At 47.4% G+C, this 23,191-nt stretch carries 19 protein-coding genes; 16 read left to right on the top strand and 3 right to left on the bottom strand.

Annotated features, from left to right (window positions below):
- From QP794_RS29290 to QP794_RS29225, 14 genes are all read left to right on the top strand, one after another.
- The coding region (locus QP794_RS29290) for a dynamin family protein (protein WP_285080213.1) at positions 1–2,039 on the top strand (2,039 nt) is incomplete at its 5' end.
- A gap of 321 nt (positions 2,040–2,360) precedes the next feature.
- Positions 2,361–4,133, top strand: coding sequence for an ABC transporter ATP-binding protein (locus QP794_RS29285; protein ID WP_079349356.1), 1,773 nt, complete (start codon positions 2,361–2,363; stop codon positions 4,131–4,133).
- The gene (locus QP794_RS29280) at positions 4,130–5,980 is read left to right on the top strand and encodes an ABC transporter ATP-binding protein (protein ID WP_285080212.1); all 1,851 of its coding nucleotides are present in this window, start codon (positions 4,130–4,132) and stop codon (positions 5,978–5,980) included. The genes QP794_RS29285 and QP794_RS29280 overlap by 4 nt, the downstream gene beginning before the upstream one ends.
- A gap of 136 nt (positions 5,981–6,116) precedes the next feature.
- Positions 6,117–7,304 carry a formate-dependent phosphoribosylglycinamide formyltransferase gene (purT, locus tag QP794_RS29275; protein ID WP_094937014.1) on the top strand — a complete coding sequence of 396 codons (1,188 nt, stop codon included), beginning with the start codon at positions 6,117–6,119 and terminating at the stop codon, positions 7,302–7,304.
- A complete protein-coding gene (locus QP794_RS29270) occupies positions 7,294–7,752 on the top strand; it encodes a GNAT family N-acetyltransferase (RefSeq protein ID WP_024630579.1) in 459 nt (152 codons plus the stop codon). Before purT ends, QP794_RS29270 begins: the two co-directional genes overlap by 11 nt.
- A gap of 365 nt (positions 7,753–8,117) precedes the next feature.
- Complete coding sequence (locus QP794_RS29265; protein ID WP_285080211.1) at positions 8,118–8,909, top strand: CAP domain-containing protein; 792 nt, start codon at positions 8,118–8,120, stop codon at positions 8,907–8,909.
- A gap of 243 nt (positions 8,910–9,152) precedes the next feature.
- A complete protein-coding gene (locus tag QP794_RS29260) occupies positions 9,153–10,019 on the top strand; it encodes a GDSL-type esterase/lipase family protein (RefSeq protein WP_024630577.1) in 867 nt (288 codons plus the stop codon).
- Positions 10,020–10,985: an ABC transporter ATP-binding protein gene (locus QP794_RS29255; protein ID WP_285080210.1), complete on the top strand. Its 966-nt coding sequence runs from the start codon at positions 10,020–10,022 to the stop codon at positions 10,983–10,985.
- Positions 10,978–11,967, top strand: a complete 990-nt coding sequence (locus QP794_RS29250; RefSeq protein ID WP_285080209.1) for an ABC transporter permease — start codon at positions 10,978–10,980, stop codon at positions 11,965–11,967. The genes QP794_RS29255 and QP794_RS29250 overlap by 8 nt, the downstream gene beginning before the upstream one ends.
- Before the next feature lie 76 nt (positions 11,968–12,043).
- On the top strand, positions 12,044–14,023 hold the full coding sequence (gene parE / locus QP794_RS29245) for a DNA topoisomerase IV subunit B (protein WP_024630574.1): 1,980 nt from the start codon (positions 12,044–12,046) through the stop codon (positions 14,021–14,023).
- A gap of 33 nt (positions 14,024–14,056) precedes the next feature.
- On the top strand, positions 14,057–16,498 hold the full coding sequence (gene gyrA / locus QP794_RS29240) for a DNA gyrase subunit A (RefSeq protein ID WP_483311970.1): 2,442 nt from the start codon (positions 14,057–14,059) through the stop codon (positions 16,496–16,498).
- A gap of 229 nt (positions 16,499–16,727) precedes the next feature.
- Positions 16,728–17,165: a MarR family winged helix-turn-helix transcriptional regulator gene (locus QP794_RS29235; RefSeq protein WP_024630572.1), complete on the top strand. Its 438-nt coding sequence runs from the start codon at positions 16,728–16,730 to the stop codon at positions 17,163–17,165.
- 237 nt (positions 17,166–17,402) lie between these two features.
- On the top strand, positions 17,403–17,849 hold the full coding sequence (locus QP794_RS29230; RefSeq protein WP_024630571.1) for a MarR family winged helix-turn-helix transcriptional regulator: 447 nt from the start codon (positions 17,403–17,405) through the stop codon (positions 17,847–17,849).
- Entirely contained in the window at positions 17,846–19,357 is a 1,512-nt protein-coding gene (locus tag QP794_RS29225; protein WP_285080207.1) for a DHA2 family efflux MFS transporter permease subunit, read from the top strand. The genes QP794_RS29230 and QP794_RS29225 overlap by 4 nt, the downstream gene beginning before the upstream one ends.
- A 112-nt stretch (positions 19,358–19,469) precedes the next feature.
- On the opposite strand, the gene QP794_RS29220 is transcribed toward QP794_RS29225, so the two are convergent.
- The 3 genes from QP794_RS29220 to QP794_RS29210 form a co-directional block, all read right to left on the bottom strand.
- Positions 19,470–19,814: an MGMT family protein gene (locus QP794_RS29220; protein WP_079349350.1), complete on the bottom strand. Its 345-nt coding sequence runs from the start codon at positions 19,812–19,814 to the stop codon at positions 19,470–19,472.
- Between the two features lie 122 nt (positions 19,815–19,936).
- Positions 19,937–20,668, bottom strand: a complete 732-nt coding sequence (locus QP794_RS29215) for an RluA family pseudouridine synthase (RefSeq protein WP_285080206.1) — start codon at positions 20,666–20,668, stop codon at positions 19,937–19,939.
- A gap of 2 nt (positions 20,669–20,670) precedes the next feature.
- On the bottom strand, positions 20,671–21,534 hold the full coding sequence (locus tag QP794_RS29210; RefSeq protein ID WP_024630567.1) for a class I SAM-dependent methyltransferase: 864 nt from the start codon (positions 21,532–21,534) through the stop codon (positions 20,671–20,673).
- A gap of 361 nt (positions 21,535–21,895) precedes the next feature.
- On the opposite strand from QP794_RS29210, the gene QP794_RS29205 reads away from it, so the two are divergent.
- Positions 21,896–22,348, top strand: a complete 453-nt coding sequence (locus QP794_RS29205) for a flavodoxin (protein ID WP_285080205.1) — start codon at positions 21,896–21,898, stop codon at positions 22,346–22,348.
- A 6-nt stretch (positions 22,349–22,354) separates the two neighbouring features.
- The gene (locus QP794_RS29200) at positions 22,355–23,158 is read left to right on the top strand and encodes a hypothetical protein (protein WP_285080204.1); all 804 of its coding nucleotides are present in this window, start codon (positions 22,355–22,357) and stop codon (positions 23,156–23,158) included.
- The last annotated feature ends 33 nt before the right edge of the window (positions 23,159–23,191 follow it).

Genomic DNA, 23,191 nt, shown 5'->3' with positions numbered 1-23,191 from the left:
CGGAGGTGCAGGGCCCGCCCGTGCCCGCGCACGAGCCGGGCGAAGCTCCCGGCCCGCACACGGGCACGGCAGAGTCTGTGGCTGCGCATCCACAGACTCCAGGGGCACCGCCGCCGCGCAAAGCGGCGGTGCATGGGCAGCCGGCGGCTGGCGCACAGCGCCGCCGGCGCCTGGACGCAGCGGCGGCACGGCTGGAAGCCGCCGCTGCGCTGGTAGAGCCGTACCCCGCCATGGGGTCGGCGGTACGTGATTTGCGTGCACGCGCGGCTTCGCTTGCGGGCGGCACGTTTACGCTGGCGCTGTTCGGAGCGTTCAGCGCCGGCAAGTCCTCCTTCGCCAATGCGTTGCTGGGCGAAGCCGTATTACCGGTCTCGCCGCATCCAACGACAGCGGCAATTAACCGGATCATGGCTCCGTCCGGTGGCGCGGAGCATGGAACAGCCCGGGTCCGGATGAAGACCCCGGACGCCTTCCAGGAAGATCTCGCGTATTCCTTCCGTTTGCTCGGACTGGGCGAGCCTGGGGCAGACTGGCAAAAACGGGTCAAAGCCCTTTCACCACAGGATGTGCATCCGGCGGGGCGCCCGCATTACAGCTTTTTGCAGGCAGCCGCAGCAGGGTGGGAGGATACTGCAGATCAACTCGGCCAGGATGTGCTGGTAGATCTGAACGGATATCGAAACTTTGTTGCCAATGAGAGGAAGTCTTGCTTTGTAGACAGTATTGACCTGTACTACAGTTGCGATGTAACAGAACAAGGCATTGTACTTGTAGATACACCGGGGGCTGACTCCGTGAATGCCCGTCATACGGGCGTGACATTCAATTATATGAAGAATGCGGATGCACTCATTTTCGTAACGTACTACAACCATGCCTTCTCTCAGGGAGACCGCCAGTTCCTGAATCAATTGGGGCGAGTGAAAGACAGCTCGGCAATGGATCAGATGTTCTTTGTAGTTAATGCGAGTGATTTGTCTTCCTCTGAAGAGGAGTTGGAGCAGGTACTTGACCATGTGAGCACACAACTGCGTAGTAACGGCATTCGGGCGCCACGTCTCTTTCCGGTATCCAGCATGCTGGCGATGGAAGGCAAGACGGCCAACGATGCGACATTACTGGAGCAATCCGGCTTTATTCAGTTCGAGGAAGAATTTAACCGGTTTGCAGGAAGAGAGCTTGCGGATCTTGCGGTCGGTGGGGCTTCTGAAGAGATCGCACGGGTGATCAAACGTCTGAAGACACGTGCCGAGGATGCAGCTCAGGGGGAAGAGGTTCTACAGCGACGTCGTGATGAACTGGGCTCAATCCAGGAACAGTCGCTTCAGAGGGTACACTTGCTCGCGGAACGGTCCATGAAGGCGGAATTGGCTCAGGAAACGGCTGAACTGCTCTTCCATGTGCGGCAGCGCCTGGGCTATCGTTTTGGCCTGTTCATGGCAGAGGCATTCCATCCGTCAGTTCTTCGAGAGGATCGCGGGAATCTAAAAGCAGCCTTCGCTGCCTGCGGACGCGAACTGCTGCGCATGATTGCGATCGAACTGGAACAGGAACTGCTTGCGACCACGCTTAGACTCGAACAGGCTGGTCAGACTTGGCTGCACAAGCAAGTGAACGAATGCATAGATGATTTGAAACAATTATCCGGAGGAATGGATCTGTCTTTGCCTCTGAACGAACGCTGGAGCACACCTGTGCTGGAAGAGGTCCGTTTGGAAGAACCTTCGGGTTGGAAAGCGTATCTGAGTTATTTCCGTAATCCGAAACAGTTCTTTGAAGGGGAGGGACGCCAGCGGCTGCAAGAGGCACTTGATCCTGTTATTAAACAGATGGTGATCGATGTTCTGCCTGCTGCAGAGAATAAGCTGGTTCAATTCTATGACACCCAGCTTGAGCATTCTTTGCAGCATCAATCCCGTCAATTGGAAGAGAGACTTGAGGAAGCCGTAGGTGCCCTTCATGAGACACTGACCAGTGGAATTCCTGCCGGAGAATGGGAGAGCCTGTCTATACAACTGGGGCAGATTGAACGTGAATAAAAGGGAGTCAGATCCATGTCTGTATGGAAACGGTTGTAAAACAAAATGAGTTATACAGCGATATTTTGAAATGTTGTCGCTGTACCAAAAAAGGCCCCTGTCTCTAAAGGCATACAGGGAGCCTTTTTTGGTACGAACAACCTGAAAGGAAGAGAATATTCAAACATTTGATTGATAGGAGGGTATCTACCTCCCTTAATGACGCATTAAGGTGAAAGTAGCCTGAATATGGTCGCTTATTCGCTTTGCCGCGAATGGGGGACGGTGATAAACTTCATAAATGTTCATACTGTTTTTGAACGACATAAGAGGAGGAGAGACATGGATGTTCTCAGGCAATTGCAGATCTTTTTCTGGGAGAAGCGCACGTATTTATTTTTATCGATCTTATGCCTCGCCATAGCGACCGCGCTTGGTCTGGTGTATCCGAACCTGCTAAGGATACTGATTGATGACGTCATCACTCCGCGTAATTTTGAAGACGTTCCCAAACTTGCTTTAACGGTATTAGGTGTCGTTATTTTGAAAGCGGGAATGCAATTTTTACACGGTCTTTTTGGAGGTCGTCTCGGGAATTTCCTGGCGTACCGACTTCGTAACGCGTGTTACGAAAAGCTTCAATTTTTATCCTTCCGGTATTATGATACGGCCAAAACGGGAGACTTGATGTCCCGCCTCACGGGAGATCTCGAAGCGATCCGGAACTTTATCGGATTTGGCTTCGCTCAAATTCTCAACATGGTTCTGATGGTCGTATTCGGCGCAATCATGATGATGACGATGAGTTGGAAGCTTACCTTGCTAACGCTCATATGTATTCCTCTGCTTGCCTTCGTTGCGCTGAGATTCGAATCCCGAATTCACCCTGCGTTCCAAGAAATGCGGCTGGCACTCAGTTCACTGACGACAGCGGTACAGGAGAATATTACAGGTGTGCGTACTGTAAAGTCATTTGCACGTGAGCCTCACGAAGTGGAGAAGTTTTCCGTCCGCAACGAGCGTTACAAAACGAACCAGATTCATGCAGCAACATTATGGAGTCAATATTTTCCAATCATGGAGATTCTTGCTTCTGTCAGCGTAGTTCTTCTGCTCCTCATTGGTGGGAACATGGTTATTCAGAAAACGTTAACACTCGGTGAACTCGTTGCCTTTTTCAGTTTGATCTGGTACATAATCGGTCCAATGTGGAACCTTGGTTTCCACATCAACAACTATACGCAATCCAAAGCATCGGGTGAACGGGTGTTGGAACTGTTGAATACGCCGGTAGATGTACAAGAGACAGAAGATCCAGTCATTGTGGAGGCTGATCAAGTCAATGGGCATGTAACCTTTGAATCCGTTACCTTTGCTTACGGCAATAAAATGCCGGCAGTAACCGATATTAACTTTGATGCGCCACCAGGCTCGGTCATCGGCTTCCTCGGAGGAACAGGCTCGGGTAAATCAACTATTATTCAACTCCTGATGCGTGCATACAACGTGAACTCGGGCACGATCAAGCTGGACGGCAAAAATATTAAGGACATTGGAATTCGAAGCCTGCGGAGTCAGATTGCTTCTGTGTTCCAGGAAACGTTCCTGTTCTCTTCCAGCATTCGCAACAACATTTCTTACGGTCTCAAAAATGTATCCATGGACGAAATTATCCGTGCTGCTAAACTGGCCAAAGCCCATGAGTTTATCATGGAATTCCCTGAAGGATACGATACGGTTGTAGGGGAGCGTGGAATGGGCTTGTCGGGAGGACAGAAACAGCGGATTGCTATTGCAAGGGCATTGCTCAAGAATCCGAAAATCCTCGTTCTGGACGATGCAACCAGTGCAGTCGACATGGAGACCGAGCATGAGATTCAATCCGGATTCCAGGAAGTCATGCGTGGAAGAACGACGTTTATCATTGCGCATCGGATCTCTTCCCTGCGTCACGCAGATGAGATTCTGGTACTGGATGAAGGACGGGTCGTTCAACGTGGCACACACAAACGTCTCATTGAAGAGCCGGGACCTTACCGGGACGTCTATGAGATTCAATACGCAGATTATATTGCCCGCGGTAAGCGGGAGGCTGGGGAGCAGGTGAATTCATGAGTGCCGAAACGGTAGCCGATAGGCGTGAGGTCCAAGAGACCTCTGACAAGAAAATGAATGAACGTTTTGTATATCAGGACGACGAAATAATTGAAAAACCGTTTAACTGGCGTGAGTTCGGACGTTTGTTCTCGTACATGAAACCTTATGCAAGACAACTCTTGCCACTTATTATTCTAATGATGATATTGGGTACCATTACGAAATTATCCGTTCCATTTTTGATCAGTTTGGCGATAGACAGAGCAATTGCACCTGCAACGGGGCTGCCAAGCTTGACGATGCTCTATATTATTGCTGGTTCAGTGCTCGTATTATACCTGATCCAGTGGGCAGCCAATACGTACCGAATCAAATTTACGAACATTATCGGACAACGGGTCATTTATGATCTTCGTTCAGATTTGTTCAAACATATCCAGAAGCTGTCCTTTAACTTCTTTGACAAAAGACCTGCGGGTTCGGTGCTGGTGCGTGTCACCAATGATATCAACTCCCTGCAGGATCTGTTCACCAACGGTGCGGTCAACGTCATGATTGACTGTGTGCAGCTGCTGGGGATTATCGTCATTTTGCTGCTGATCAACTGGAAACTGGGTCTGGCGGTCATCATTACCGTTCCGCTCATGTTTATCATTTCGACCAAACTGCGTGTGCTGATCCGCCGTGCCTGGCAGGATGTGCGTATGAAGAACTCACGCATTAATTCCCACTTGAATGAATCCATTCAGGGGATTCGTGTGACTCAGGCCTATACGCAGGAAAAAGAAAACATGAAGTATTTTGATAACATGAATCTGTCGAGCAAAAAATCATGGGATAGAGCATCGGCCATGAACCAGGGCTTTGGTCCTCTGATTGAAATTACAGGCGGCTTCGGAACGTTAATCCTGTTCTGGTTTGGTGCTTATCTGATTCAAGAGGGGCAGCTGACGATCGGATTGCTCGTAGCTTTTGCCAACTATGTCGGCAACTTCTGGGACCCGATTAACCGTCTGGGACAGATGTACAATCAGTTGCTCGTTGCCATGGCTTCCTCCGAACGGATCTTCGAATTTATGGATGAGGAGCCGAGTATTGCAGATAAACCTGGAGCCAAACCGCTTGCTTCTATTAAAGGGGATATTGTATTCGACAATGTCGTGTTTGAATATGAGAAGGGCAGACAGGCGCTGAAGGGAATCAGTTTCGCTGCAGGTGCCGGACAATCGATTGCACTTGTAGGTCATACGGGTTCCGGTAAAAGTACCATTATCAATCTCATCAGCCGATTCTATGACATCTCTGGCGGACGTCTTACCATTGATGGTCAGGATGTAAGGGATGTAACGGTTGAAAGTCTGCGCAGTCAGATCAGTATTGTGTTGCAGGATACGTTTATCTTCTCTGGCACCATTCGCGATAATATTCGTTTTGGACGGCTGGATGCAACCAATGAAGATGTGGAAGAAGCTGCGAAGGCTGTTAATGCCCATGAATTTATTATGAAGCTGCCGGCTGGATACGATACGGAAGTCGAAGAGCGGGGGAATGTATTATCTATGGGACAACGGCAATTGTTATCCTTTGCCCGTGCCTTGCTGGCTAACCCTCGAATCTTGATTTTGGATGAAGCGACTGCCAGTATCGATACCGAGACGGAGCTCAAAATCCAGGAGGCTTTGAAGGTGCTGCTGAAAGGAAGAACTTCCTTTATGGTAGCCCACCGTCTGTCCACGATTCGAAATGCGGATAACATTATCGTGCTGGATCATGGTGAAATCAAGGAAGAAGGAAACCATGAGCAACTTATCCAGAAACAAGGAGTTTATAATGGATTAATAGAAGCTCAATACAGATTTTTGTAAAATTTGATCGAAAAAACACAAAAAATCTTGTAAAATTCACAAGAAAAATAGGGAGCACTCTTGCATTCTTTAACCAAAACCCCGAAAATAGAGAGATAGATATAGAAGATTTCTCTTTGGGAGGATTGGAAAGAACATGTGGGGTGCTCCATTTTCGGCTCAAGCCAAAAAAATGCTGCTACTGGGCAGCGGAGAATTGGGAAAAGAGGTCGTTATTGAGGCCCAACGACTGGGAGTAGAGACGATCGCTGTTGATCGTTACGAAAACGCACCTGCCATGCAGGTTGCACATCGGTCTTACTGCATCGACATGTTAAATGCCGAAGCTCTGAAACAATTGATCCGAAAGGAACAACCTCATTACATCGTACCTGAGATTGAAGCCATCGCAACAGAAGCTTTACTCGAGCTTGAGGAAGAAGGATTTTGTGTCGTTCCTACGGCCCGTGCTGCCCGTTTAACGATGGATCGCGAAGGCATCCGCCGTCTGGCAGCCGAACAATTGAACCTTCCGACAGCGGCCTATCTTTTTGCGGACAACCTGGAACAACTTCAGGAAGCTGTTCGTGAATTGGGTACACCATGCGTCATCAAACCACTAATGAGTTCTTCCGGTAAAGGGCAGAGTGTATGCCGCACATCGGATGACGTAGAGGAATGCTGGAACATTGCTCTTTCGGGAGCACGCGGCAAATCCGTACGTGTCATTGTGGAAAGCTTTGTGAAGTTTGACAGCGAAATTACGCTGCTCACTGTTAGATCTGTCTCAGGGACTGTATTTTGTCCTCCGATCGGTCACATTCAGAAAGATGGGGATTATGTCGAATCGTGGCAGCCTCATGCGATGACACCGGAGCAATGGGAGCAAGCTTGTCATATTGCCAAGTCTGTTACGGATGAACTCGGTGGTTATGGACTGTTTGGGGTTGAATTATTCCTGACATCAGATGGAGTCGTGTTCAGCGAGGTATCGCCTCGTCCGCATGATACAGGCATGGTTACTATGGTAACGCAAGATAGTTCCGAGTTTGCGCTGCATGTGCGTGCAATTCTTGGTTTTCCGGTCACAGGTGTACATTTACTGACACCGGGAGCTTCAGCAACGCTGAAGGCTAATGATGAAACATCTGACTTTACTGTAGGCGGGATTGAAGAAGCACTGGCGCTTCCTCGTACTCAGGTTCGTGTATTTGGCAAACCTGAGACCAAAGTGGGACGCCGAATGGCCGTAGCATTAAGTGCCGGCCAAGATGTGGAAGAAGCTCGTAAAACAGCGGTACAAGCCGCTAATATGCTGAAAGTGGAGGTAAATCATGTCCAATAATGTTGAGGCCCCTGTACTGATGATCCGAGAGTGTGAGCTGCGAGATGCTGAAGCGGTAACGGGACTGATGCGAGAGGTCAGCTATCCCACAACAGCCAATGTCATGAAAGAGCGCATTGAATGTTTGGAAAGCAATCCAAACGCGTGCATGCTTGTTGCCGAAGTGGATGAACAAATTATTGGCGTGATTGGCTTGCAATGTGTGCAAAGTCATGCCTATCCGGAACCTGCCGCCCAAATTACGTCTTTGATTGTAGGGCAGGAATATCGTGGGGGCGGAATTGGCCGTCGTCTGATGGCTCGTGCCGAGGATTGGGGCAGACAGCAAGGTGGGAAACAATTGTTTGTCACTGGAGCGAACCGTGAAGTGACTTCAACAACCTATTCTTTCTACGAGCATATTGGTTTCCAGAAGAGAGGCTATCGTTTCAGTAAAGTCCTTCTATAGAAAAAGAGTTTTATTTTATCCCGATCTTCACGTTTTTGGTGTGGTGAATGATAAATTGTAGTGAATGATAAATAGAAGATAAGTGGCATTCGGCGAGCTTTTTTTGTCCGGATGCCATTTTTTTATGCCGCATTTTAAGACTCAGGGTTGGAATTTTTGCTGATGTGCCAGCGTTTTAAGAGCAGATTGCAGAATATGGCGCAATGAACTTTAAACCGTCCACCCTCACTTGAAACAGATTGCAGAAATGACAAAAAAGTTACTTTTCCATAATTTATGGGTTCACAATCTACTTATGAATTGATATACTCCAAGAGTATTAATTACAAAGTTGTCATAACTAATTCCTAAGGAGATGAATGAATTTGAAGAAGAAATGGATGAAAACCGTCGTAACCAGCAGTCTGACAGCCGTACTTGCCGTAGGGGTTATGCTCCCTGCTTCCGCTTCTGCTGCAGATGCATCATATAAAACTACTACTAAAACGACAACGTATAAAATTACGAGTGCGGAAAGCTTAAAAGCGTACATTGAACAATGGCTCAAAGATAATGGTTACACTGTATCCAATGGCGAAGGGCAAACAACAGTAGAGAAGCCTGCAACACAGCCTGATCAAACAACTAAACCTGCTCAACCGACAACACCTGCCAAACCGGTAACGCCAGCAAAACCAACGCAAGAAGAGAAACCGGCAACTACACCAGCCAAAGATCCTTCAAATAGTGGGACTGGTACTGGGACAACTACAGGTAATACAGGCAACAGTGGCAGTGAGAGCACAAAATCGGATTTTGCAGCTCAGGTCGTAAAACTTGTGAACGCTGAACGTTCCAAAGCAGGCTTAAGCGCATTGGCTTCCGATGCTCTTTTGGACAAAGTGGCTTTAGCCAAAGCTAAAGATATGAGCAACAACAATTATTTTGATCACCAATCACCGACCTATGGTTCTCCGTTTGACATGATGAAACAATTCGGAGTAACGTACAGCTATGCTGGTGAGAATATTGCAAAAGGGCAAAAAACACCTCAAGAGGTTGTAACAGCCTGGATGAATAGTGAAGGTCACCGTGCGAATATCCTGAGCAAAAACTTTACGAAAATCGGTGTTGGATACTATAACGGATATTGGGCTCAAGAATTTACCGGCAACTAATGAATTATATTGAAGAATAATCTGCTTTAATTCAAAAAGGTTATGTCACCGCAGCTTGAAGCTGTGCGTGACATAGCTTTTTTTTGTAAAAGCTTATTTGATAACGAAATCTGCTTATATATCGGCAAAATTTGCAAATTAGCGACAGAACATTTATGTTATTTAGAAAACGCGTCATCTTAATGTAAAATCATAATCAATTTTAAGTACCCGGCCAGGTGTACATGAGCGGAGATGTGATGAATGAAAAAAAGAAATCTTGATTCGGCGCCATGGATCTGGAGAACAATCAGTACAGTGTCCATACTGACTACATTGCTGCTGTTATTCGGATTTGGCTACGCCATAAAAGATGTCATTTTTCCTAAGGGAGATGCGCAGTTAGGTACAGGACAGCAGACGACAACTCCTGCCAAGGAAAGCGGGGAATCAACGCCTGCGGTGAATGACGGTAAAATTCGAATGGCTGTGATCGGTGATTCGCTGGCACGAGGTACGGGGGATGATGAGGGGCTTGGTTTTGTAAGAAGGGCAGGAAATTTGCTCAAGGATCAGGGATACGATGTACAGGTGTTGAACAATTTGGGTGTGAACGGTTTGAGAACAGACGCATTGTTGAACAAGCTGGATGAACAGGGCGTACGTTATGTCTTACAACAATCCAACTTTATTCTGTTGTCGATTGGAGCCAATGATCTATTCCAGGGAGGACAAGTTCTACAGGGAGAAGACGTGCCAACGGCAGAAACACTTGTAGCCGCATTACCGGAGACGTCAAAGCGTTTGCAGGAGATTCTGAAGAAAGTGAAAGAAATTAACCCTGATGCACAGATTGCCTACATAGGGCTATACAATCCGTTTAGTGATGTGAAAGAACTCAAAGAGCCGGGAAATGCAGTTGTAGCTGCATGGAACGATGCTGCAATGCAGGTTCTGAACAATGAGGACAAGATGACACTCGTACCTACATTTGATCTGTTTGAAAATCATCTGGGACAGTATCTGTCATCAGATCATTTTCATCCCAATGGAGAAGGCTACGAGCAAATTGCGGTTCGGATTGCACAGGAATATCAGGCAGAGACTCCAGCAGAAGGGAGCGGAAAATAAATGGCACAAGAACAGGCTGATCCCGTATTGTCCGTGCAGCATCTGAAGAAAAAAATTGGACGCAAGTGGATCATTAAGGATGTTACGTTTGACGTTAAACCAGGCGAAATTTTCGGTTTTCTGGGTCCCAATGGGGCCGGGAAAACAACAACCATTCGAATGTTAGTCGATCTGATTAAACCAACGGAAGGCAAAATTCAAGTCTGTGGTTATGATGTCAATCGTGATCCTGAACGAGCCTTGAAATACGTCGGTTCCATTGTTGAAAACCCGGAAGTGTATACCTATTTGACTGGATGGGAGAATCTTGAGCATTTTGCCCGTATGCAGCCCGGGGTGGATAATGACCGTATTCAGGAAGTAGTGGATATTGTACGCCTCGATCAGCGGATTCATGATAAAGTAAGGACCTACTCTCTGGGGATGCGTCAACGGCTTGGCATTGCACAGGCATTGCTTGGGCGCCCGCGGCTGCTGATTCTGGATGAACCGACGAACGGACTTGATCCGAAAGGAATTAAGGAACTTCGTATCTTTATCAAACAGCTTGCAAGTGAAGGCATGGCTGTATTCGTCAGCAGTCATTTGCTCAGCGAAATTCAGCTTCTCTGTGACAGAGTGGCGATTATTAGTGCAGGGCGGGTACTCACGGTTGGTGGCGTTAATGAACTGATTGAAGATCACTCCAAATTGGCAATATGGCATGTTACTCCGTTGGAGGCAGGCAAAAAAATGCTGCTGGAGTCAGGCATTTCGCTGGTGGATCGTCCTGCAGACGTCATGGATGATACCATTGTTGCAGGACTTGGTTCGAACGCTGTCGTTGCGGAAATGCATGAGGATCGAATTCCGGCCTTGGTACAGCAGATGGTACAAGCCGGAATTCAGGTTGAAGGCGTACAGCGGATTCAGCCAACATTGGAACAGCTATTCTTAAAAATGACAGAAGGTGAATCCATTGAGTAACATCATGCCGCTGATCCGAAACGAAACGATCAAGATGGTGAAGAAAAAACGTCTTTATATTATTTTTATCGTTCTCGCGGTGTTGGTCCCGATGTTTACGTATGCCCAGATGAAATCTGCGGAAAATAATCGTGACAAGTTTGGCGGCGACTGGCGGCTTGAGCTGCAGCAGGCCATTACGGATAATCAGAACTCGCTTGGAAGTGACCGGGTACCTGAAGAATACAAAAAGTACAGGACGGTGTACATCCAGCAAATGCAATACTATCTGGAGAATGACATCAATCCGAAGGAGCCTGGTGGGGTAACGTTTACACGGGAATTCATGAATAATGCTGTCGGACTGTTTATCCCGCTGCTCATAATGGCGATTGCTTCGGATCTGGTATCCGGTGAGCGAACCACAGGTACAATCAAAATGCTTCTGACCCGTCCGGTCAAACGTTGGAAAGTGTTGCTGAGCAAACTCATAACGCTGATCATGTTCGTGTCGATTATTGTGGTGTCGGCATATATTATCTGTTATGTCATCTCGGGAGCAGTGTTCGGATACAAAGGCTTCGGCATGCCGATCTTTACAGGATTCAAGGTTGTGGGTACAGATGTCGATATGTCAGCAGTCCATGCTGTGGACCAGTGGCTATATATGATGATGCAGGCTGGGCTGATCTGGTTCGTCAGTATAATTGTGGCGATGCTTGCCTTCATGGTCTCTGTATTAGTGCGAAGTACAGCTGCAAGTATTGTCATTATGATGGCAGCACTCATCGCAGGAACGATTCTCACCAGTATGGCCGCTTCCTGGCAGTCAGCCAAATATTTGTTCATGGTTAACCTCGAACTTCCGAATTATTTGTCGGGCGGTTTGCCACCAATTGAAGGGATGAATTTGGGTTTTTCCCTTATTGTGCTTAGTGTTTGGGGCATTGCTTCACTCTTTGTGTCATTCATTGTCTTTACGAAACGGGATATCTTGAATTAAAATGGACAAGGATAAGAAAACATCTGTTTGCATTTTAGGCATTTTTTTAGTTGCAAGTTAAGAAGGGGGAGCATGAATGGTCGAGCAAATCGATATGTCGGCAGGTTCGACAGGCGGAGGACAAGGGTCTTCAGGCTACGACGCGGACGACATTCAAGTACTTGAAGGACTGGTAGCGGTACGGAAACGGCCGGGGATGTACATCGGCAGCACCAGTGCTTCGGGTCTACATCATTTGGTATGGGAAATCGTGGACAACGCTGTCGACGAACATCTCGCCAAATTCTGCTCCAAAATCGATATCACGCTGCATAAGGACGGTTCTATTACGGTTCAGGATAACGGAAGGGGAATTCCGACAGGTATACATAAAACAGGGATTCCTACTCCCCAGGTCGTGTTTACGATTTTGCACGCAGGCGGAAAGTTCGGTGGATCAGGATACAAAAAATCAGGCGGTTTGCACGGTGTAGGTGCGTCAGTTACGAACGCATTATCCGAATGGCTTGAAGTCGAGATTTTCCGTGATGGCAAGATTCATCGTCAACGATTCGAGTATTGGCAGGACAAAAAAGGCGTTGAGCATGTCGGAGAACCGGTGTCTGGTCTCGAAGTATTGGGCAATACCAATCGGACGGGAACCAAAGTTACGTTTAAACCGGATATTCGGGTGTTTCAGAACGGCATTCAATTGAATTATGATACACTGGCAGAACGTCTTCAGGAGATTGCTTTTCTGAATTCAGGTCTGAGAATTGTACTCAAGGACGAACGTTCAGGCAATCAGGATGAGTACATGTACGAAGGCGGAGCAAGCCAGTTTGTTGCTTTTCTTAACGAAAATAAAGATGTGCTGCATGATGTCATTCACTTCTATGCGGAGAAGGATGACATTGAGGTCGAAGTGGCGATCCAGTATAACGCGGGTTATACGGAAACGCTGGCGTCATTCGTGAACTCGATTCCCACCAGGGGCGGCGGTACACATGAGACCGGATTCAGAGCAGCTTATACACGTGTGATGAATGACTACGCACGGCGTACCAGCATGATTAAGGAAAAAGATAAAAACCTCGAAGGTAATGATTTGCGTGAAGGCATGATGGCGGTCATTAGTGTCAAAATGTCGGAGGTTGAATTCGTAGGACAAACGAAGGATCAACTCGGTAGCGCTTCCGCGCGAAGTGCAGTGGATTCTGTCGTGTCTGAAAATATCCAGCGGTTTTTGGAAGAAAATCCGCAGGTTGCGCAAACGTTAATTCGCAAAGCAGTTCAGGCCTCCAGAGCCAGAGAAGCTGCACGAAAAGCCCGGGATGAGATGCGAACCGGCAAAAAACGCAGCGAAAGCTCCAACCTGAACGGTAAACTGACTCCGGCACAATCCAAGGATTTTACCCGGAATGAACTGTTTATCGTCGAAGGGGATTCCGCAGGTGGTTCAGCGAAACAAGGACGTGACTCCAAGATTCAGGCGATACTCCCGCTTAAGGGTAAACCGCTCAATCCGGAAAAAGCGAAATTGGCCGATATCCTTAAAAATGAAGAATACCGTGCTATTACATCAGCGATCGGTGCCGGTATTGGAACGGAATTCGCAGTTGAAGACAGCAATTATTCCAAAATCATAATTATGACGGATGCCGACACGGATGGCGCACATATTCAGGTACTGTTGCTGACTTTCTTCTATCGTTATATGAAACCGCTAATTGATGCAGGGAAAATATATATCGCTCAGCCGCCACTGTACAAGCTGACACGCAAATCCGGCAAAATGGCCAGTGTGCGTTACGCCTGGACCGATGAAGAGCTGGCGAATTACATGAAAGAATTCGGAAACAATGTGGAGCTTCAACGTTACAAAGGACTTGGTGAGATGAACCCGGATCAACTGTGGGAGACTACGATGAACCCGGAAACACGTGCATTGCTCAAGGTAGAAATTGTCGATGCAGCCAAAGCAGAACGTCGTGTATCTACACTCATGGGTGATAAGGTTGATCCACGCAAACGCTGGATTGTAGAGAACGTCGACTTTACAGAGTACGAAGAATAGAAGGTGCTTGGAATGAGTCTATCAGAACAATTTATGCCGGCCTTTCTCGAAGAGGTCGTGGGTGACCGTTTCGGTCGCTACTCCAAATACATTATTCAGGACCGGGCCATTCCCGATGTACGGGATGGATTAAAGCCGGTGCAGCGGCGTATTCTTTACGCTATGTATGATTCAGGTAATACACCGGAGAAACCATATCGGAAATCCGCAAAAACGGTTGGGGATGTTATGGGTAACTACCATCCTCACGGGGATTCCTCCATCTATGATGGTATGGTGCGGATGGCACAGCCGTGGAAAATGGGGCATATGCTCGTAGACGGTCATGGAAACTGGGGGTCACAGGATGATGACCCGGCAGCGGCCATGCGATATACGGAGGCCCGTTTGTCGCCCATCGCGATGGAAATGCTTCGCGATATCGAGAAACGGACTGTTCTGTTTAAGGATAATTTTGATAATACGGCCAAAGAACCGGTGGTATTACCATCACGTTATCCGAACCTGCTGGTCAATGGTGTAAGTGGGATATCGTCTGGTTTTGCAACGGAGATCCCTCCACATAATTTACGTGAAACTATTGATGCTTGTATTGCTGTGATGGAGAAGCCATCGATTGAACTGGACGAGATCATGATGTTCATGAAAGGCCCGGATTTTCCGACTGGCGGATTAATCATGGGCGGCGATGGAATTCTGGATGCTTATCGCACAGGTAAAGGACGGATCTATCTCCGCTCCAAAACCGATATCGAGAATATGCGTGGCGGCAAACAGCAAATCGTGATTACCGAGATTCCTTATCAGGTCGTAAAATCCCGTCTGGTTACAGCGATGGAAAACATCCGACTGGAGAAAAAGGTTGAAGGGATTGCCGAAGTGCGGGATGAGAGTGGGCGTGAAGGCCTGCGAATCGTAGTTGAGCTGAAAAAAGAAGCAGATGCACAAGGTATTTTGGCTTATTTGCTGAAGAAAACCGATCTTCAAGTCACTTACAACTTCAACATGGTTGCGATTGTGAATAAAGCGCCTCAGCAATTGGGGCTGAAATCCATTCTCGAGGCTTATATTGCTCACCAGCGTGAAGTAGTGACGTTCCGTACCCGCTTTGAGCTGGAGAAGGCGGAAGACCGTGCACATGTGCTGGAAGGTCTGGTAAAAGCTCTTAACATCCTCGACGAGGTCATTGCGGCTATCAAAGCCTCGAAGAACCGTCAGGATGCTCAAAATAACCTGATGTGGATGTTTGGTTTCTCGGAACGACAGGCGGACTCCATTCTGACTTTGCAATTATACCGATTGACCAATCTCGAGATAACTTCTCTGGAAAAGGAACTCGGCGAACTGATGAAAAAGATCGCGCAGTTACGCTCCATTCTGGATAGTGACCGCAAGCTGATCGGAGTCATCCGCAAAGAGCTGATGGAGATTCGTGAGAAGTACGGAATTGACCGTCGCTCATCCATTCAGGGCGAAGTGGAAGAACTCAAGGTTAATCTGGAAGTGCTGGTGAACGCGGAAGATGTATTTGTCACATTGTCCAAAGAAGGATACATCAAGCGTACAGGCATGCAGTCATTCACACGATCCGGCGGGGAGCGTAACGCAAGTGGTGTGAAAGAAGGCGATTATATCGCCCAGGTCCTTGAAGTCAACACCCTTGAGAATCTGCTGGTATTTACGAAGAAAGGTCAGTATTTCCTGTTACCTGTGCATCAGGTGCCGGAATTCAAATGGAAAGATCCGGGGACGGCGATCGTCAACGTCATTCCTCTGGCGAAGGATGATCGGATCTCAAGTGTGCTTGCTGTTAAATCCTTCGAAGAACCGGATCACAGTCTAGTCTTTGTCACTCGCAAAGGACAGGTGAAGCGTACCGAGCTGAAGGATTACGTCACCAAGCGTTCCGGTGCTGTGGCCGCATGCAAAGTCGGCAAGGATGATGAGGTACTATCCGTTCATCTAAGCACAGGTGGCAAGGACATCATGCTGATCACCAAAGAAGCCATGGCCATCCGTTTCCGTGAGGATGAAGTGAATCCGATGGGGCGTGTGTCTGGGGGCGTACGTGGTATTCAGTTAAAAGAAACGGATGAAATCGTATCTGTTCTGTGGGTGGAAGGCGATGAAGGCGAGGTTGCTATACTGTCTGACTTGGGTTACGGCAAACGCTCATTGCTGCTGGATTATGCTCTGCAAAGCCGTGGCGGCAAGGGACTGGCAACCTTTGAGTTCAAGGAAGGCAAACGGGTGAAACCGAACGGTAGCCGAATTGCCGGAGCGTTCTATTGCAGGGAACAACGGAATGTAACGGTGATGACCAAGGAAGGTCAATCTCATCACATTTCTTCGGAATCTGTACCTATTACTGAACGGAAGCATATCGGTAAATTGCTTGTACATGTGGACAAACAGGATGAAATTGTGGAGCTTATCCTGGATCTCGCAGAGAATCAGGCAGCTTCTTCCTCCTAATAAGGATTCAAATAAGACTCTTTGCAGAGCAGGGAAACCTGTCATGCGAAGAGTCTTATTTTGTTGTTCGGACGCGGATTAAAAGAGGACCTCCATGCGAAGTTTAACAACCTTCGTCGATTACGGTCGATCGCTGGGAAATTGAAAAAAGGCAGCAGGAATGCGGCTTTGAAGGGCGAAAACTTAAGCAGGTGAAGTGATAACCGGTTGCAGAGAGGAGCGATGCAAGATGTATAATTCCGATTTTGCCAAGTGCTGGTCGAGGCTGACCAAGGACTACAAGCTGCATATGGATCATGAGCTGGCACCGTCTTTAACAGAGGCGCAGCTGGCCGTACTGGAGGTTCTTGAGGATCACGAGAAGATGAAACCATCCGATCTCATTCCTTTTCTGGCTACAACACCCGCAGCAGTAACAATGTTGTTGGATCGTATGGAGAAAAACGGTCTGATTCGCAGGGAACGCGATAATCAGGATCGAAGAATCGTATGGGTATCCCTATCCGATAAAGGACGCATGGAGACCGAACGGGGGATCACGATCCGTAATGAATTTATGAATTCGGTTCTCAGCAATATTTCAATGCATAACCAGCAATTGCTGGTTTATCTATTAGGCAAAATGACAACACCAAAAACAAAAGAGCATGCCTTGTCCACATCATAATGACGATGGACCAATAATAGTAACCATGGAACTCTTGCTGAAAATGCAGGAGCGCTATGGTTATTTTTTATTGATGTGTACATTAAGAGTTTTGCCTACTTTGAATGACTAAGAATAATTTATAGAATTTTATATGTAAAGAGTTGACTATGTATATATTTTTGTTATAATAAGTAATTGTTCCCCTGATATTTCGTGTACGAAATATTATATTCCATAAGTAAAAAGGGTGAATTAATGTCTGACACATACGAAGTATTCTACATTATTAATTCGTTTCGGCAGGTCAATCAAATGCTCTTCCGGGCATTCTGGAATGAAAACAAGGAAATCGAGCTCACTTCGATTCAATTTATGGTGTTATCCATATTGAAGGAGCGTCCTTCAATCGGTATCAATGAAGTGGCTGATCTCTGTCATATGGGCAGCAGCTCCATGAGCGCTGTGGTGGAACGTCTGGTTAAGGGTGAGTACATAGTTCGAACACGTTCGGACTCGGACCGCCGATCCGTAAAGCTACAGATTACGGACAAAGGGGAGCAGGCTCAGCAGGAAACACACCGTTTGTGGATGGAGCGAGTGTCACCCATTCTGGATATCCCGAAGGAAGACCTTGAGCACCTGCTAAGAATTCATAATCAAATGATTGAAAAGTTAGAAGGAAGAGAGATGAACAACCAATGAGTACTACTGCAGCAGCAGCGTCATCCTCCGCGATGGACAACATTAAGAAAGGCCCGATTGTGGCCGCATTGTTAATCGGTGCATTCGTCGCCTTCCTGAATCAAACGTTGATGAACGTAGCTCTTCCTAAGATCATGGAAGACCTCGGCATTGGAGCGAACAAAGCCCAATGGCTGACAACAGGCTATATGCTCGTCAATGGTGTGTTGATTCCGGTTACGGCGTATCTGATCGCCAAATTCTCGACACGTCAAATTTTTATTACAGCCATGACGCTATTTACATTAGGAACCTTGGTCTGTGGTTTAAGTCCGACCTTTGGTATCCTGATGGTAGGTCGTGTTATTCAAGCGGCGGGTGCAGGTATCCTGATGCCTCTAATGACCGTTGTATTCTTGACGATCTTCCCAATTGAGAAGCGTGGTCAGGCCATGGGTACGATGGGGATCGCGATGATTCTGGCTCCAGCCATTGGACCGACACTGTCAGGTTATGTGGTTGAGCATTATTCTTGGAGACTGTTGTTCTATATCATTTTGCCATTCTCCATCATTGCGACGGGTATCGGTATTGCTTTTGTCAAAAACGTAACACGTCAATCTAAACCTAAACTGGATTATCCAGGCGTTATCCTTTCTACACTCGGTTTTGGTAGCTTATTGTACGGCTTCAGTGATGCGGGTACAGACGGATGGGGCAGTGCCATCGTTATTGCTTGTCTGATTGTCGGGGCTGTATCTCTGATCCTGTTCGTTATTAGACAGATGACGACCGATCATCCGCTTTTGGAGTTCCGTATTTTCAAATACAACATGTACACATTAACAACGATCATTAATATGCTCGTAACGATGGCGATGTTTGCAGGTATGATTCTGCTTCCGATTTTCCTGCAAAATATTCGTGGATTCTCACCGATTGAATCTGGTTTACTGATGATGCCGGGCGCGATCCTGATGGGGATTATGTCTCCAATCACAGGCCGCATCTTCGATAAAGTCGGAGCACGGTGGTTGTCCGTTGCCGGTCTTGCGATTACGGCCATCACCACTTGGGGACTTAGCCGTTTGTCGATCGATACAACGTATGGTTACATGATGTTTATCTACACAGCTCGTATGTTTGGTATGTCGATGTTGATGATGCCAATTCAAACGGCGGGCCTGAATCAGCTGCCGCAGCGCCTGAACGCGCATGGTACAGCGATGTCCAACACACTGCGTACAGTTGCGGGTGCCATTGGTACAGCAATTCTCGTTACAATTATGAGCAGCAAGCTGAAATCTCATCTGGCAGATACTCTGGCTACAGGCCAAATTGCTGCAGATGATAAGGCTGCAATGCTGCGTGCTACCGCAGATGCAACAATTTACGGCGTAAACTATGCGTTTGTCGTAGCGACTGCGATGACTGTCGTTGCTCTGCTGCTGGCGTTCTTTATCCGTAAAACCAAACCGGCTACTGAACCAGTTACAACGGAGCAGCAAAAAGTGAATGCTACAGCTTAAATCTACTTAGATGACTGTTATTATTCATTCCATAAAGGCTTTATATAACCAAAAGAGAGTTCAGGCAGATCGTACTGCCTGAACTCTCTTTTGGTTATGCCTTGTTTTGATTTTATTTTTCATCAGTCGATGGATCAAGCAGGAAGGCAGGACCAGGATCATGCCCGAAGAGTCTGAGATCGATGCTCCCATCCATCTGAAATTCAACACCCTCACTAACGAGCTCCGTCTCCTGCATCAGCCTCGAATGCTCGTCTGGAATGGAGATAAGACCTTTGGCGTTGACGACGCGGTGCCAGGGAAGACGCTCTTTCCGGCTCATGGAGTGCAGAATGCGTACAACCTGTCTGGCAGCTCTTGGACTGCCTGCATGAGCGGCAATCTGCCCATAGGTCATGACTTTTCCCTCAGGAATTGCTGCAATGATGGCAACGACCTGTTTCGTAAACGGTGTCATTATAATGGGTCTTCCTTTCCATTTGAGTAAAAAACCGTGTCACTCAGATACGGAATCTGGATGACACGGTTTACGGTTAGAAGTTGACCTGATCCTGTGGACGATTATTATTAATTTAATAATTAATGTCCCGCTTTAAATGCTTTATCGTACACAGCAGCCGGCCACTCTGCCCATGGGAATTCACGGGGAGGCAGGGACTGTAGGACAATTTCTTCCTTCGTTACAGGGTGAGGAAAAGCTGCAATGGCAGACCAGAGAGCGATTTGTTGTCCGAGCTTATTCACACTTGCACCGTACTTCTGATCTCCGAATAGCGGGCAGCCGATTTCTTTCATTTGAACCCGAATCTGATGGGATCTACCAGTGTGCAGTTCGATATGAACCAGACTATAACGATCGGTTTCGCCAATGACCCGGTAATCCAAAACGGCATCTTTACCGCCGGCTGTACCCTGAGGTACAACGGTGACGGTATTCGTACGCGCATCTTTTAGCAGCGTGTGTTTTAACGTCCCTTGCTGTGCAGGCAGCTTGCCATGTACAACAGCCGCATATATTTTACGGAAATGGCGTCCGCGAACCGTCTCGGATAATCTTGAAGCTGCCTTCGATGTTTTGGCAAAAATCATCGCACCACCAACGGGGCGGTCAAGACGATGCACCAATCCGAGATAAACGTTGCCAGGTTTGTTATACCGTTCTTTCAAATCCTGTTTCAGCAGTGTAAGCAAATCCGGATCACCTGATGCATCTTCCTGTGTAGGTACATTGACCGGCTTCGTAATGCCTAACAGGTGATTGTCCTCAAACAGAATCGGAATATCACCGGTTCCTTGCAAATGTTCGGACATGATCAGGACTCCCAGCGGCCCAAGATGCCACAAGGCAGATCCAGACCACTACGGGTAATTGGAAGACCAATCTCGCCTGCGGTAATTTGACCGCCGTACTGGGCAGACATCGTCATTGTCAGCATGTTGCGCAGAACGGTGGAGGAGATACCGGTTGTATAGGAGTTGACCAGCATGAATAATGGGTTATCCGACAAAATTTCCATACACGATTTCAGGAAAGGGTAGAGGTTTTCTTCCAGCTTCCAAGTTTCCCCGTTAGGGCCTCGGCCATAGGAAGGCGGGTCCATAATAATCGCGTCGTACCGATTGCCACGGCGTTGTTCGCGCTGCACGAATTTGAATACATCATCTGTGATGAAACGAACAGGGCGATCTGCAAGTCCGGATAATTGAACATTTTCTTTCGCCCACTGCACCATGCCTTTGGCTGCATCTACGTGTACTACTGAAGCTCCAGCATAAGCAGCTGCAACTGTAGCACCGCCTGTATATGCAAACAGGTTGAGTACAGAGATGGGACGGCCTGCTCCGGCGATTTTATCCATCATCCAGCTCCAGTTGGCCGCTTGCTCAGGGAATAGACCGGTATGTTTGAAGCTGGTTGGTTTAATATGAAATTTCAGGTTCTCGTATCCGATGGTCCAGCGTTCCGGGATCGGTTTTTTCATATCCCAGCTGCCGCCTCCTGAAGAACTGCGGTGATAATGGCCGTGCACCTGGCGCCATTCATTGGTTTCTTTTTCAAGGGGCCAAATGATCTGTGGATCAGGTCTGCGCAAAATCACATCACCCCAACGCTCCAGCTTTTCGCCGCCTCCTGTATCGATTACTTCATAGTCCTTCCAGTTCTTTGCTACGTACATAAGTATTTATCCATCCTTCAAAAGTCATTTGGATACTATTGTACAACAAAAAAGGGCCTGTACGCCAGTTACGGTGGGCGGAAACCCATTGTGGAAAGATGATCACCTCATGCTGCACTTTCATAACTGGAATATAATAAATCTGTTCATAAAATGATTTTTTATAATAGTTGATCAAAAACGCTTGGCCTAACGAAGTCAAAGTGCTTTTCATGGTGTTGAATAGGGTTCATCACCATATACTGAAATGGAACGCGAGTGAAAATTTAATTTGACAATGATAATCATTATCACTTATGATTTTGATACATTCAAATCAGGGACAGTATGACATGATCAATAAAAAGTGAGGGAAAAATAGATGGCTAAATTGTTAGTGGCTTATGCAAGTATGACTGGAAATACGGAAGAGATTGCGGAACTGATTGCAGAAGGAATTAAACAAGGTGGGCATGAAGTGGATCTCAAGTCCGTCACGGATTGCAATGCATCTGATGTGCTTGATTATGATGGGTTTCTCATTGGGGTATACACGTGGGGAGACGGTGAACTGCCGGATGAATTCCTCGATTTTTACGAAGAGCTGGATGAGCTTGATCTGAGTGGCAAACGAGCTGCGGTGTTCGGAAGTGGAGATACTTCTTATGAGCAGTACTGCGGTGCCGTTGATCTCGCGGCTGCGAAGCTGGTGGAACGTGGGGCGGAGGTATCTCCAGAGATGCTGAAGATTGAATACAGTCCGATGGAGCAGGAGAAGGATACGTGCCGTGATTTCGGTAAACGGTTCGCTGCTGCCGGATTACAGGTGTCCTAATAACTCATGTTAAGACATAATGTTCAGGCAGCTTTGCAGCCGGGAATGTCAGACACCCCGGTACGGCTGCTCGAAGATTACAGATTGGAAGAGATGCTGCGCAGCCCGCATCGGTTCATCCGCCCGGAACCGGAGGCTGAGCAGCGCTCTCCGCTGCAATGGAGACACCGTGTACAATATGCAGTCAGCCATGCAGTCAATGCTTTTTACAGTTTGGACCCGGAAGTGCGCAAAGAGGTGCCTGTACAGTATTTGCTCGAAAAGTGGTGGCCCAGAAAGGCAACCGGTTTCGAATCGGTACTTCATTATTGGGATGTAAAAAACAAAATTACGGATGAATTATCCCTCGCCATTGCCATGAACGATGATCTGAAGCATCCAACCATGTTGTTTGAACAATGGCGAACAGAGCTTCCTTCCTTGTCGATGCATCTGTCTATGATCTTTCAGGCAGCTTGGCAGCCAGAGGGCTGGGATTCACTGCTCATTCAAAAATATATGGTTGTCCATGATTCAAACGTCGTTGAGGCATTCCAGCACATGGTGAGCGCATTCTGTTGGGAAGCCTTTGGTAAGCTGCCAGGCATGATCGAAATCTATTGTTTACTCGAAGGCCGCAAGATTCGATACATCCCTGGACGTCAATCGCTTGTCCGTTCGATGGATTATATTCGATTGATTCGGGATAGCATTCCGAGCGCAGAGAAGTTGGAATCTGACCAATTTACGGTTCGGGACAAAGTCAGAGTGCATGAAGAGGTCGATCGTTGGAGAAGTGAGACTGAACCGAAAAAAAACTGGTTGATGTGAAGAAAGACAAGGATGTTGTGATATATGGTGCAG

Source organism: Paenibacillus sp. UMB7766-LJ446 (assembly GCF_030226665.1).
Lineage (GTDB): Bacteria > Bacillota > Bacilli > Paenibacillales > Paenibacillaceae > Paenibacillus > Paenibacillus vandeheii.
Note: the sequence above shows the minus strand (reverse complement) of the source record. Positions and strands in the feature narration are given on the sequence as shown.